Source organism: Rhizobium grahamii CCGE 502 (assembly GCF_000298315.2).
Taxonomy (GTDB): Bacteria; Pseudomonadota; Alphaproteobacteria; order Rhizobiales; family Rhizobiaceae; genus Rhizobium; species Rhizobium grahamii.
Window position 1 is genome coordinate 308,890 of record NZ_AEYE02000035.1, and the last position, 12,378, is coordinate 321,267.

Below are 12,378 nucleotides of genomic sequence, written 5' to 3' on the forward strand. Positions count from 1 at the left end.
AATGGCAAGAAATCCCAAGATCACGTTTATCGGTGCAGGCTCCACCGTCTTCATGAAGAACATCATCGGCGACGTGCTGCAGCGCCCGGCGCTGTCAGGTGCCACCATCGCCCTGATGGACATCAACCCGCAGCGGCTGGAAGAAAGCGCCATCGTCGTCAACAAGCTGATCTCGACGCTTGGCGTCACGGCCAAGGCCGAGACCTACTCGGACCAGCGCAAGGCCCTGACCGGCGCCGACTTCGTGGTCGTCGCCTTCCAGATCGGCGGCTACGAGCCCTGCACGGTGACCGACTTCGAGGTCCCGAAGAAGTACGGCCTTCGCCAGACGATCGCCGACACGCTCGGCGTCGGCGGCATCATGCGCGGCCTGCGCACGGTTCCGCATCTGTGGAAGATCTGCGAAGACATGCTCGCCGTCTGCCCCGAGGCGATCATGCTGCAATACGTCAATCCGATGGCGATCAACACCTGGGCAATCGCGGAAAAGTATCCCACGATCAAGCAGGTCGGCCTTTGCCACTCGGTGCAGGGCACGGCGATGGAGCTCGCCCACGACCTCGACATTCCCTACGAGGAAATCCGCTACCGATCGGCCGGCATCAACCATATGGCCTTCTACCTGAAGCTCGAGCATCGTCAGCCGGACGGTTCCTACAAGAACCTCTATCCGGATCTGGTCCGCGCGTACCGAGAAGGCCGCGCGCCGAAGCCCGGTTGGAACCCACGCTGCCCGAACAAGGTTCGCTACGAAATGCTGACGCGCCTCGGTTACTTCGTCACCGAAAGCTCGGAGCACTTCGCCGAATACACGCCCTATTTCATCAAGGAAGGCCGCGAGGACCTGATCGAGAAGTTCGGCATTCCGCTCGACGAGTATCCCAAGCGCTGCATCGAACAGATCGAACGCTGGAAGGGGCAGGCAGAGGCCTATCGCTCGGCGGAGAAGATCGAGGTCAAGCAGTCGAAGGAATATGCCTCGTCGATCATCAACTCGGTCTGGACCGGCGAGCCATCGGTGATCTACGGCAACGTCCGCAACAACGGCTGCATTACTTCGCTGCCCGCCAACTGCGCCGCCGAGGTGCCCTGCCTGGTTGACGCGTCAGGCATCCAACCGACCTTCGTCGGCGACCTGCCGCCGCAGCTGACGGCGCTGATGCGCACCAACATCAACGTCCAGGAACTGACCGTCCAGGCACTGATGACGGAAAACCGCGAGCACATCTACCACGCCGCAATGATGGACCCGCACACGGCCGCCGAGCTCGACCTCGACCAGATCTGGTCGATGGTAGACGACCTGCTCGCCGCCCACGGGGACTGGCTGCCGGCATGGGCGCGCACCGGCCGTAAGGTTCAGGCCGCCTGACCATCTCTCTCCCGGTCACGGCCCCAAGAAGTCCCGCGGCACCGCCGCGGGACTTTTTCTATTGCGTTGCTATCCTCACCTTGCGGGAGCCGCAGCCGGAAGCAGTTTGCCGCGGGCAAGCAGCAGAACTGTTCCGACCGCAATCGTCAGAACAACAATGTTGCCGAGCACAAAGAGGATAGGCGCCAGCATGTGCACGGGACCCGGATCACCCCGCGCGACCATGCTGAGGCTTGCGGTCGAGAGTGCAGTAATGCCGAAGGTGAACGCCCAATAAGATGCCGCAAAGGGCTGCTTGCCGATCCATGGGAGCATGCGCAAAAGGAGCAGCGCCTGGAGAATAGCGTAGCCAAGCATCGCGTGCACTAGAGCATCGCACTTGAATTGAGAATCGAGTGGGGTTTTCACGAGGGTATCGGTGTGATTCACTGCGGTTGGAGGTGAATCACATGGGTAAATCTCATTCTGTTGATCTTCGTCAGCGTGTTGTTTCCATGGTCGCTAGCGGCCAATCACGGCGAGCGGCTGCCCGTCATTTCGCAATTAGCGACAGCAGTGCGATCAAACTGCTGCAACGCCGGGAGCGGACCGGGCTGATAACCCCCGCGCGTCAAGGAAGGCCACCAGGTGCCGGGAAACTGTCGGCGTTTCGCGATTTCCTAGTCGCACAGGTCGAAGGCAAACCGGATATCACCATGCCAGAGCTTGCCCGTCGCCTTGACGATGAACATGGGTTGGTCATTCCACCATCGTCCCTGTCGCGGTTTCTGATAACGCAGGGATACACATATAAAAAAACAAATATTGGCGTCGGAACGCGCTCGCGCTGATATCCGAAACGATCGTGATGTCTGGATTTCGAAACGCCAACCCCGGATGCGATTTGAACCGCATCGACTTGTTTTCTTGGACGAAACCTCAGTGAACACAAAGATGGTGAGGCTGCGCGGGCGCTCCCCGCGCGGCGAGCGTCTCATCACGGATGCTCCCTTTGGCCATTGGGGGACACAGACATTCATTGCAGGCTTGCGCTGTTTCGGTCTTACTGCGCCCTGGATTATCGACAGGCCGATGAACCGGGAAATCTTCGACACCTACATAGAGACCCAGCTTGCGCCGACACTCCAACCAGGCAATGTCGTCATCCTGGATAATCTTCGCGTTCACAAAAGCGATAAAGCCAACGCCTGCCTCAAGGAGGTTGGCGCGTGGTTCCTGTTTTTGCCGCCTTATTCGCCAGATTTGAATCCGATCGAAATGGCCTTCGCCAAAATTAAGGCCCATCTCAGAGCCGCCGCCGCTCGCACATTTGACGCACTCTCAAATGCGCTCGGATCAATCTGCAACCTCTTCAATAGCCAAGAATGTCGAAACTATTTTACAGCCGCAGGCTATGGGTTCGATTAAACGTACGGCGCTCTAGCATATCGGGCATATGATCGGTGACGCTGAGGTAGGCAACGCTCCCCACCGCCGGTGGCGCCAGCTGAATGCCTAGCGTTGGGCGCAGTGGCTCGGCCAGCTCAGGTGCGGTCAGCAGCCGATTGAACAGGACGGATTTGATGGCAAGCTATGAAAAGAAGCCGGCGCCAAAGGCAAGCTGACCCCAATCCGCATAGCCGAGCGCACCCGCGACGATCGCGGTGACGAAAGAGCCCGCAACAGTTGGCAAGAAAAGAACGGCGGTGGTCGTTGTCGGGTCCCGACCGCCACGCCAGAGGACACCCGTTCGCCAGAGTGCGAAGAGAGCCGTAAAGATTGCACCCATTGCAAAAATCAGTATGGCCGCAACCCGCGAGTAGGGAATGAGCGCAAGCGAAACCAGCATCGTCGCAACCCCTGCCAGTCCGATGAAGCAGCATTGGATGGAATTCTCGGCCTCCGCCAGCGCTGCGTTTCGATCGGCGATCCATTTCGCGGCATAAAGCATCACCAACACCAACCAGATGGCGACACCGACAAGATTTAGAGCTTCGCCGATCCCTGCTGGCACTGCCCGGATCGCGGACGCAGCACGCCAACTGCTTCCAAGCCCGATCACCCCCAGACGATCCCAAAAAAGGCCGCCGGGACACGCGGCAATCGGGTAGCGTTAATCTTCGGTTTGAGTAAAGAACCCATGGACATCTTTAACCTCCGGTTCGACGTGCCGGGCGGGCTAAACGTGGCCCGCCGGCGCCTTTACCTATACCGCGACGGCTTCGGCAGCATCCATGACGCGTGCCGAATAGACAAGGGCGGCACCCGCATTGATGGCAACCGCAACGCCGAGTGCCTCGGCGATCTCTTCGTTGGTGGCACCGAGCTTCTTCGCTTCGGTCGTGTGGACAACAATACAACCGTCACAACGCAGCGAAACGGCAACGGCGAGGGCGATCAGCTCACGTTGCTTGGGATCGAGGTGGTTCGTCTTCTGCCCAGCGTTTGATAGAGTCTGATAGCCTTTGATCGTCTCGGGTGCGATCTTGGCGAACTCGCCGATGCGGTCGCGAAGCTGCGTCCGGTATTCCTTCCAATTCAACATGAGGCTCTCCGTTCTAGTCAGCGTGGCGCCATAGCCATCGCTATTGAAGGTGAGCATGAACAAATGCTATGCTTCTTTGAATGCTCTAAATTCTCATTTTCTAGCCTGATCGTCTCATGGATGTGTTGAGCCGCCTTATCGATCTTTGTCGCCTGCAGCCGCTGCTGGACATACGCTGCCAGCTGGAGGGAGCGTTCCTCATCGAGCACGAGACTGTTGAGAGAGGCACAATTCCCTTTCACATTGTGCTCGGAGGCGCGTGCATCATCCGCACTGGCACAGGCCAGCCGGTGACAATGCGGTCCGGCGATTTTTTGATGTTTCCGAGGGGCACGGCCCACGCCATCGTCAACGCCCATCCGCACGCACAACGAGAAGCGCCTCTGGCCGTGACGTCGGACGGTATGTTGCCGCTCCGCAGAAATGGCTCCAACGAACCAGACGTCGACCTGCTTTGCGGCCATTTTACCTCCGCGCCCGGCGCATTGACGCTGCTGCTCGACACCTTGCCGGACGCCTTTCATGCTTCGCTGGCCAATGCACAGTCCGAGGAAACGCTTAAAATGATGGTCTCGCTGCTGCGTTCGGAGACGACGCTGGAGCAGCCTGGCGCCCTGACGATCGTCACCGCCATGTGCCTTGCTCTCTTCGTCATGGCGGTAAGGACCACCAACAATTCACGCCTCGAACTACCGGGCCTGCTACCGCTACTCACCGATCCGGGGCTAAGCAAATCGGTCAAATCGATCGTCGCCGCACCTGCACACCCCTGGACGATCGACGACCTGGCGCGGGCTTCCGCGATGTCACGAGCGACCTACGCACGGCGCTTCAAGGCACGATCGGGTTTCACGATCGGCGCCTTTCTGACCGACTTGAGGATGGGCTTCGCGAGCAACCTCTTGGTGACAACACGGCGAAGCATCGCCGAGATCGCCGAAGAGGTCGGCTATGAATCGGAGGTTTCCTTCGGCAAGGCGTTCAAGGCGAGCAGAGGCGAGACGCCAGCGCGATTTCGCCGCACACGTCGTGAGCTCGACTAAGACCTCTGACGACCTTTTGAACCCCACGGCATCCGGACAGCCGCATAATGTCAGAAACACTCATCATCTGTCAGCGGCGACGTTCGCGACCATCGAAAAACCAAAGCATCCCGAGGCCGATCATGCCGGCAACCGCGCCGGTTACCGCAGTCCCCGAATAGCCGCTGACGCCGGTTCCGAATGCAAACAGCAGGGCGCTCAGTCCGGCTCCGAGGAAAATATTGACCGAGATCAGGGCACTCCCGAGACCAGGCCTTTCGGCGATCAGATCCTGCAGGTAGGTGATCGGGATGCTGATCAGTGCCGCCGCGCCGATGCCGCTCAGCAAAGTCAGCGCATAGACATGCCAGGGCGTCACGGCAAAGCCGAGTAACAATAGATAAACCACATAGATGATCGTGCCGATGGCGAGCGCCTTGACATGGCTCATAATCCGTTGCGCGCGACTCCATACAACAATGAAGACGACTTCGAGAAGGGCGACGATGCCGACCAGGATCCCGACATCGCCGACGGTCCCATGCGCCGGCCCCGTCACGATCAACGGTAAGATGGCACCGTTTACGTGCAGGGTGCTGCTGATCAGCGATATCGCGAGCACACGAACGAAGACGCGCGGCGAGATGACTTCCCCAAGGGCGGCAAGATAGGACAGATGATGTGTGGCCGCCTTGTCCGTTCCTTTCTGCCGCGGCAGGAACGCAGCAATCAATCCGAGACAGATCATGCAGGCGAGGCTCGCAAAAAGGTAGGCTGGCAGCATGCTTGTCGAACGCGACAAGAGTACACCGACGAGCCCGGGCACCAATACCCAGGAAAGCGAGATCATCGCCCGTACGCCCGAGTTGACTGTTGCTACGTCGCCGCGCGGCATGCCGTTGGTGGTGGCGCGAACATTGGCAAAGAGCAAGGAATTGAGCGCGTTGTAGATCGGCAGCAGACACAGCACACTGAAGAGAAACGTCGCCTGGGCAGGAAACAGGTAGACAGCCCCGTAACCGAAGATGCCGAATACGGCGACCGTCAACATCATTGAGCGGTATTCGCCAAGCCGGTCGGCGAGATTGCCGAGCAGGATGCTGACGGTTACATTGACGGCTGCGGCAGCAAAGATCAGCGCCGAATAGATACCATTGCTCAAACCGAGTTCACGGATGCCGATGACTGACTGGTAGGGTGACGTCGCCGCCCCTGCAAAGCCAAAGGCGAAGATCGCGAGCATGCTCACCCGGATCGTTGGGTTGCGGAATACGTCGGGCAGGAAACGGGTCATGACTGGGATTCGCGGGTACAATCACCCAAGTGGTGCAGATGGAGGCGCCATTATCAGGTTCGGCGCAACGCCGAAACCTGCCGAGACAAAAAGTCAATCTTGCCAGCGCGCCGATAGGCGGGCCCGCGGTGTATATTCAAAGTCGCGATCAAAGGGAAAGACAAGTCGGACGCGACGCTTGCTCACCAGACCTTCAATGTCCTGGTTCACGACGCCCTCAGTCAATGCCATCAGATTCGGGTTGGCGATCGGCGTCAGTTCGGGTGAAAGATAGCCGGACTTCACCACCAGCATGCGCACGGATCTCGGATCGAGTTCGAGACGCTCGAAATCGGCGATATTGTGATAAGGCCGACGGCGTGCGGCGAGCACGACCGTAATACCTTTGGTGCGCACCACCGCCTGACGCTCGGCGGCAGGACCGGGATCGTCGAGGAAGATGACCTCCGCATCAACGTGGACGGGCGAGCTCGACGGGTCAAGTGTTGCGCCGATATCCAGGCCGACCTTGGCGCGCTTGCCAGCGGCAAAGCACGCCTCGACCGCCGGTCGATCGGTAATGCCGGCAAGCAGCGCGCCATCAAAACTCCGAGCCAGCAATGCCTTGAGCACATCAGCCCGATCTCCCACGCCGCCGCCGGTTGGATTGTCCGCGGAATCAGCCAGGATGACGGGCGTAGTTGAGGTTTGTTCAGCGATATCGAGCATGGCATCGAGCGGGCCGGTCATCGGACCAAACACGAAGTCCTTCCGCGCATTCCAATAGGACAGGGCGATCTCTTCCGCAGCTTGCGCTGCAGATCGCTTGTCGGTTGCTGTGACAACGGCGCAGGCTGTCGCCCGAGGCTCGTCCGCCCATACGTAGCCGATCATCAAGTTCGCATCGAGGACGCCATCGCGTTGGTCGACACCCGGCAGAACCGCGTAAAGACCCTTTGCTGGCTCGTCCTCCGTCGAGGTCCTTTCGCCCGGCCAAAGAACAGGCACCGGCGCCCAGGCGACACCCGGTCGCGTGCCTGAACGCAAGGCGTCCACAAGCAGTGACCATGCACGCACCATGGTTTCCCGGACATCTATATGCGGCGCTGTCCGATAGGCCGCGAAGATGTCGAGTTGGTCGATGATCTTCTGGCTGAGATTGCCATGCAAATCATAGCTTGCTGCAACCACGCAATCCGGACCGACCATGGCGCGGGCGGCAGCGATCCAATCACCCTCGGCGTCGTCCATGCCCTCGACATTCATCGCTCCATGCATCGCGAGGTAAAGGCCGTCAACGGGCAGGACGGCTTGCAACCGATCGAGGAATTCGGCCTTGAAAAACTCATAGACTAGTCGTGAGACCGGCCCTCCCGGCACCGCGCGCGCATGCAACAGCGGCAGGTGCTCGACCCTTTCCGCGTCGAGAAAACTGAAATAGTCCGACGCAAGAAGATCCTCTCCGCGCAACACGCGGAAATCTTCGACCGTCATCAGCACCGGCGAATAGGTGCTGCATTCCGTGTGAATTCCGCCAACCGCGATCCGCATTGCCGGTCTCACAGCTTCGGGCTCAAGGGCACGATTGCCGCGAAGCGATGCCAGTCCTTCATTCCCCGTGGCGTCCATGCCGCCTCGGCAATGGCGGGCAGGCGCGGGAAGACCAGCCGGTTGAAATAGCCGCGTGACAGGAAGTGCTCCGACCAGATGCAGGCCTGGACGCCCTTCATCTTGTCCTTGAGTTCTTCTGGGAAGTCACCCTCTGCTTCATAGGCGTAGGTATGGGCCGGCGGCACGGTTCCTGCCCAGCTTGCTCCTGGTTCCTGGAAGGCTTCCGCCTGCACCATGTCGAGGTAGTAGGCTTGGCCGGGTGTCATGACGACCTCGTAGCCTTCCCTCGCTAAGTCGATGCCCACCTGCGGATTCTCCCAGGCCATCAGTAGCGTGTCCTTGGCAGCCACTCCGCCGCCGTGGGCAACTTCGTTCCAGCCGGCGAGCTTGCGGCCGCGGACCGTCAGCATCTCCTTCACCCGCTTGAGGAAATAGGACTGCAGCGCGAAGGTGCCGGAAATCCCTTCCTTCTCCATCAGCTTCTTGGCAAGTGGCGACGCAAGCCAAGAGCCGCTGGCTACCTCATCGCCGCCGATGTGGAGATACGAGGACGGGAAGAGCTCGACCATTTCATCAAGCACCTTTTCCAGGAATTCATAGGTCAGCGGCACAGCGGGGTTGAGAGCGTTGTTTGGATACCCCTGGACGGAATGATAGCTCTCCGGCGCCTCCTGGCCGTCGGTCAGATCGGGTATCGCCGTCAAGGTCGCTGTGCTGTGGCCGGGAATATCGATCTCGGGGATGATCTCCACGCTCAATTCCGCCGCATGGGCGACGACATTGCGGACATCGTCCTGGGAATAGAAGCCACCGACAGGGTCTGCGCTGTTGCCGAGTTGAGGCAGGAGAGATTCATCCGGGCCACGCAGGACGCCGGTCGTCGTGAGTTGGGGATATGCCTTGATTTCAAGGCGCCATGCCTCGTCGTCCGTCAGATGCCAGTGGAAGATATTGAGCTTCAACCAGGCGAGGATGTCGATCAGCCGCTTGACGTCGGCGGTTGGATAGAATTGGCGCGACACATCGAGATGGCAACCCCGCCAGCCGTATCTCGGTCTGTCCGAAATCGTACCGGAGACAGGAAAGCGGAAGGTTTTCGGGTGGCTGCGGGCTCCATGGAGTAGCTGCGCGAGCGAGGTTAACCCATACTGGCGCCCCGCCTTCCCGGAAAAGGACAAAGCAATCTGTGTCCCGGAAAATTCGAGCTTGTAGCCTTCCGGAGCAATCGTTGCGTCGACGACGAACTGCACCGAAAACGCCTGCGGCGAGGCAGCAAGATTGAATGGTGCGTGACCACTCTCGAACAATCGGCGGTGAAGCGACAGAACCGACGAGACTGCCAGCACATCATCGCCCGTCGCTCCTTCGGCCGGGTAGAGAACAACGGGGAAATCTTCTCCCGGCTTCGCGTCGATCTCTGCCGGCCAGGGTTGCAGTGAAAATGGCAGCGGCACCTTTCCCTCCGGCAGAAGGACTGGCGGAGGCTCATTGACGCGGCCTTCAAGAAGAAGGTCTGATACCGCAACCGTGATATGTTTCCCGTTATGAAGCGTGACATAGGCCGACTTGGCACCATCGGTGCAATGACGCGCTGGCCGGTGGAGACCGCTGACCGTGAAAGTCCAGTGCTTCCCGGGTTCGATACGGAGGTCCTCCGGTGGGGCGAATTCATGGAAATTGGCGTTGCGACGCAAAAAGGTCGCATTCTCGCACGCCTTGGCATCGATGACGCGCGTCAGCGACGTATACACCAGCTTGAAGCCGAAGAGCGTCTCCCTGGAGAGATTGAAGAGCGAAAAAGTAAAGCGACCGTTCGGACCCCCGTCAGGCTGCCACGAACTCTCCAGGCGATAAGGCGCCAACGACATCTCGGTTCCTCTCATGACTTGTATTTGGGATCAATAGTGTTCGGACTGCGAGAACGTACGCGCCAGTTCTGCTTGACCGGCAGTCAGCCCGCAGTCGACCGGCAGGCAGACGCCCGTGATGGCGCCGGCCTGCGGGCCCGCGAGGAACGCCACTGCATTGGCTACGTCGCTTGGATCGACCACCCGCTGGAGAGGATACCAGCGTCGCGCTTCTTCGAAGACGTTGGGGTTGGCGGCAGCACGCGCTTCCCAGGCCCTCGTGCGAACAGTACCTGGCGCAACCGCATTTGAACGAATGCCGAGCTTTCCGTATTCGACGGCAACCAACTTGGTGAAATGTAACAGTCCGGCTTTCGCGGCACTATAAGCGGGGTGGCCAAACACGTTCATGCCATTTACGGAAGCAATGTTGATAACGGATCCCTTCGAGGCCTCAAGCTGGCGTTCGACAGCCCGGAAACACAAGAACGCAGCCTCGAGATTGAGGGCATTGTCCATCCGCCAGATCTCGGGCGTGGTGTCATGCAGGCTGACGGCACGCGCCGCGCCGGCATTGTTGACGAGTGTTCGCACCAAACCCAGCAAGGCTGCCTGGCTTGCCATTTCGGCGACGCTTTTTTCGCTCGTTACATCGCAGGCGTGCGCGACAAAGCGTTCGACAGGACCGAGATCGAGCGCGGCCTTGGCGGCGGCTGCGTCGTCTATGTCGACGATCAGGATGACATCGTGATCGTCTGCAAGTCGCTCAGCGATGGCTCGTCCGATATCACCTGCAGCACCCGTTACGATCGCTACCGTCCTTGTCATTCTGCATCCCTTTTTGGCATCTTAGTCTCCGAGGAGTTGCCGGTCGTCACCATCGCGATGGGCAACGAGTTGTTGCTTGATGCGGCGTAGCGCAACGGCGGCCTTCGGCTGAATCGCATAGGCGACCAGGCTGGCGAGAATGTCGACGATCGCCAGATAGGCAATGCGCGTCGACGTCGGCCGGAAGATGTTGCTACCTTCCTGCAGGTCGATAGGCACAACAATTTCCGCCACTTGTGCCACCGGGCTGTTGCTTTGGGTGAGTGCTATGGTGGTTACTCTTGCCTCGCGGGCAAGCGCGAAAGCGCGGACGAGCTCGGCATTACGTCCCGTAAAGGAAGAACCTATCAACACGTCTGTCGACTTCGCGGCGGCTGCCATCATCAACTGCATGCCATGATCCGAGCTCGCCGTAACATGCAAGCCGAAGCGAAAAAGCCGGTTCTGAAGTTCGCTTGCAATCATCGACGAGTTGCCGCCGGAGCCAAAGGCATAGATCATGTCGGCGCGTGAGAGCCGCTCAGCGGCAAGCTCGATCGCAGCCAGGTCGAGCGAACGATGAAGCAGGAACAGTGCGTTCTGTGCCTTGGTGATGATGTCCTGGGCGACATCACCCGGGTTGGTGCTCTTGGGTTCCGGCTTCAGGTAGCGCATGCCAACATAAGCTGTCCTAGCAAGCTGCACCTTGAAATCGGAAAAGCTTTCGCAGCCCAATCGGCGGCAGAAACGCGTGACGGTCGGCGGTGAAACGTCGGCTTTTTCCGCAAGCTCGATGATCGAGGCGTTTACTGCAAACTCGAAATCCTTGAGAAGGATATCTGCAATACGGCTTTCCGAAGGTGAAAGCCGGGGCTTCTCTTCCTGCAATGTCAAGAAAATATCCATCCTTGCCCCCGGTTTGTGTGCCGCTTACAGATCCTTCGACTTATATGCCACGCAATCAATTTCGACCTTGCAGTCAACCATCATCGACGATTGAACGCAGGCTCTCGCAGGGGGATGGTCACCGAAGTACTGCTGGTAGATTGCATTAAAGGTCCAGAAGTCACGGGGATCGTCGAGCCACACGCCACAACGCACGACATGCTCCACGCCGTATCCCGCCTCCTCGAGGATCGCCAGGACGTTTTCAATCGTCTTGTGGGTTTGCGCTACGATATTGCCATCGATGATTTCGCCATTTTCCATGGCGACCTGGCCTGAGACATAGAGCCAGCCATCGGCTTCCACGGCGCGCGCGAAGGGTAGGGGCTTGCCGCCGGCACCTTTTTGAACCGCTCCATAACGCTTGATGGACATCGACCGATCCTTGCAAATTATTTTCGTATCAAGTTGACAACTGACCATAGAAAGCCGAATTTGACCAGTGAAAAACCAAATTCATGAAAAGAATTTTAATCCGGAGGAGATAATGCGCGATCCTTTCAAAAACCCGTTTCCCGTTTCGGACGTCGCGCGGCATTCGATCTGGGAGATGCTGGTCCCTCGGGACATCGATGCATTCCTCGCTGGCGACTGGTCGATGGTCGAGCAGGATTTTGTCGAGGAAGGCTTCATCGGCATCGACGGACGGAAAGAGGTCAGCCCCGATAAATGGCGGCTGGCTTTTCCGACGCTGTCTGCCTACCGCGACGAATGGGTGCGTCAGGCAGAGGAATTTGCCACGCAAGCGTTTGCCGAAGACACCCGCACGGCCATCTTCACGACCACCACGCTCGAAGACATAGAGATCGAGGGTGACATGGCGCTGGTGCGTAAGAAGTTCGATGGCGGTCTCAGCAAGGCTGATGGCACGCGTGATATCATGCAGTGGCAGACACTTTATTACTGCCGCCTGCATGAAGGCCGCTGGAAGATCTGCGGATTTACCGGCTACCTGCCGAACCCGATGGGCTGACCAA

Annotated in this window: 12 protein-coding genes and 1 pseudogene; 4 read left to right on the plus strand and 9 right to left on the minus strand. The window is 59.0% G+C overall.

Annotated elements, in window-relative coordinates; translation table 11 throughout:
• The first annotated feature begins 1 nt into the window (after window position 1).
• Window positions 2-1,372 (plus strand): alpha-glucosidase/alpha-galactosidase, encoded by a 1,371-nt coding sequence (locus RGCCGE502_RS28855; protein ID WP_016557756.1) that lies wholly within the window; start codon window positions 2-4, stop codon window positions 1,370-1,372.
• 75 nt (window positions 1,373-1,447) lie between these two features.
• On the opposite strand, the gene RGCCGE502_RS28860 is transcribed toward RGCCGE502_RS28855, so the two are convergent.
• A complete protein-coding gene (locus RGCCGE502_RS28860; protein ID WP_016557757.1) occupies window positions 1,448-1,729 on the minus strand; it encodes an SLAC1 family transporter in 282 nt (93 codons plus the stop codon).
• A 92-nt stretch (window positions 1,730-1,821) separates the two neighbouring features.
• Here RGCCGE502_RS28860 and RGCCGE502_RS35835 point away from each other — a divergent pair.
• A protein-coding gene (locus tag RGCCGE502_RS35835) for an IS630 family transposase (protein ID WP_114712961.1) occupies window positions 1,822-2,779 on the plus strand; the annotation gives its coding sequence in 2 pieces (ribosomal slippage) (window positions 1,822-2,172 and window positions 2,174-2,779; 957 coding nt in all).
• 13 nt (window positions 2,780-2,792) lie between these two features.
• On the opposite strand, the pseudogene RGCCGE502_RS39000 reads toward RGCCGE502_RS35835, so the two are convergent.
• Window positions 2,793-3,499 (minus strand): annotated as a pseudogene (locus RGCCGE502_RS39000) (SLAC1 family transporter); the annotation flags it as partial.
• A 58-nt stretch (window positions 3,500-3,557) separates the two neighbouring features.
• A complete protein-coding gene (locus RGCCGE502_RS28875) occupies window positions 3,558-3,896 on the minus strand; it encodes a carboxymuconolactone decarboxylase family protein (RefSeq protein WP_016557761.1) in 339 nt (112 codons plus the stop codon).
• Window positions 3,897-4,012: 116 nt separating this feature from the next.
• On the opposite strand from RGCCGE502_RS28875, the gene RGCCGE502_RS28880 reads away from it, so the two are divergent.
• Window positions 4,013-4,939 carry a cupin domain-containing protein gene (locus RGCCGE502_RS28880; RefSeq protein WP_016557762.1) on the plus strand — a complete coding sequence of 309 codons (927 nt, stop codon included), beginning with the start codon at window positions 4,013-4,015 and terminating at the stop codon, window positions 4,937-4,939.
• A gap of 70 nt (window positions 4,940-5,009) precedes the next feature.
• Here RGCCGE502_RS28880 and RGCCGE502_RS28885 read toward each other — a convergent pair whose 3' ends face one another.
• From RGCCGE502_RS28885 to RGCCGE502_RS28910, 6 genes are all read right to left on the minus strand, one after another.
• On the minus strand, window positions 5,010-6,212 hold the full coding sequence (locus RGCCGE502_RS28885; RefSeq protein ID WP_016557763.1) for an MFS transporter: 1,203 nt from the start codon (window positions 6,210-6,212) through the stop codon (window positions 5,010-5,012).
• Window positions 6,213-6,305: 93 nt separating this feature from the next.
• The gene (locus RGCCGE502_RS28890; protein WP_016557764.1) at window positions 6,306-7,742 is read right to left on the minus strand and encodes a M81 family metallopeptidase; all 1,437 of its coding nucleotides are present in this window, start codon (window positions 7,740-7,742) and stop codon (window positions 6,306-6,308) included.
• A gap of 8 nt (window positions 7,743-7,750) precedes the next feature.
• On the minus strand, window positions 7,751-9,670 hold the full coding sequence (locus tag RGCCGE502_RS28895) for a beta-N-acetylhexosaminidase (RefSeq protein WP_016557765.1): 1,920 nt from the start codon (window positions 9,668-9,670) through the stop codon (window positions 7,751-7,753).
• A gap of 30 nt (window positions 9,671-9,700) precedes the next feature.
• Window positions 9,701-10,477: an SDR family oxidoreductase gene (locus tag RGCCGE502_RS28900; RefSeq protein ID WP_016557766.1), complete on the minus strand. Its 777-nt coding sequence runs from the start codon at window positions 10,475-10,477 to the stop codon at window positions 9,701-9,703.
• Between the two features lie 21 nt (window positions 10,478-10,498).
• Entirely contained in the window at window positions 10,499-11,362 is an 864-nt protein-coding gene (locus RGCCGE502_RS28905) for a MurR/RpiR family transcriptional regulator (protein WP_016557767.1), read from the minus strand.
• Between the two features lie 24 nt (window positions 11,363-11,386).
• Window positions 11,387-11,776, minus strand: a complete 390-nt coding sequence (locus tag RGCCGE502_RS28910; protein WP_016557768.1) for a RidA family protein — start codon at window positions 11,774-11,776, stop codon at window positions 11,387-11,389.
• A gap of 112 nt (window positions 11,777-11,888) precedes the next feature.
• Here RGCCGE502_RS28910 and RGCCGE502_RS28915 point away from each other — a divergent pair, with 112 nt between their 5' ends.
• Complete coding sequence (locus RGCCGE502_RS28915) at window positions 11,889-12,374, plus strand: hypothetical protein (RefSeq protein ID WP_016557769.1); 486 nt, start codon at window positions 11,889-11,891, stop codon at window positions 12,372-12,374.
• The last annotated feature ends 4 nt before the right edge of the window (window positions 12,375-12,378 follow it).

Excerpts from the sequence above, each read along its gene's own strand:
- RGCCGE502_RS28855 (WP_016557756.1), top strand. The coding sequence starts at position 2 with ATGGCAAGAAATCCCAAGATCACGTTTATCGGTGCAGGCTCCACCGTC.
- RGCCGE502_RS28860 (WP_016557757.1), bottom strand. The coding sequence starts at position 1,729 with ATGCTTGGCTACGCTATTCTCCAGGCGCTGCTCCTTTTGCGCATGCTC.
- RGCCGE502_RS28875 (WP_016557761.1), bottom strand. The coding sequence starts at position 3,896 with ATGTTGAATTGGAAGGAATACCGGACGCAGCTTCGCGACCGCATCGGC.
- RGCCGE502_RS28880 (WP_016557762.1), top strand. The coding sequence starts at position 4,013 with ATGGATGTGTTGAGCCGCCTTATCGATCTTTGTCGCCTGCAGCCGCTG.
- RGCCGE502_RS28885 (WP_016557763.1), bottom strand. The coding sequence starts at position 6,212 with ATGACCCGTTTCCTGCCCGACGTATTCCGCAACCCAACGATCCGGGTG.
- RGCCGE502_RS28890 (WP_016557764.1), bottom strand. The coding sequence starts at position 7,742 with ATGCGGATCGCGGTTGGCGGAATTCACACGGAATGCAGCACCTATTCG.
- RGCCGE502_RS28895 (WP_016557765.1), bottom strand. The coding sequence starts at position 9,670 with ATGTCGTTGGCGCCTTATCGCCTGGAGAGTTCGTGGCAGCCTGACGGG.
- RGCCGE502_RS28900 (WP_016557766.1), bottom strand. The coding sequence starts at position 10,477 with ATGACAAGGACGGTAGCGATCGTAACGGGTGCTGCAGGTGATATCGGA.
- RGCCGE502_RS28905 (WP_016557767.1), bottom strand. The coding sequence starts at position 11,362 with ATGGATATTTTCTTGACATTGCAGGAAGAGAAGCCCCGGCTTTCACCT.
- RGCCGE502_RS28910 (WP_016557768.1), bottom strand. The coding sequence starts at position 11,776 with ATGTCCATCAAGCGTTATGGAGCGGTTCAAAAAGGTGCCGGCGGCAAG.
- RGCCGE502_RS28915 (WP_016557769.1), top strand. The coding sequence starts at position 11,889 with ATGCGCGATCCTTTCAAAAACCCGTTTCCCGTTTCGGACGTCGCGCGG.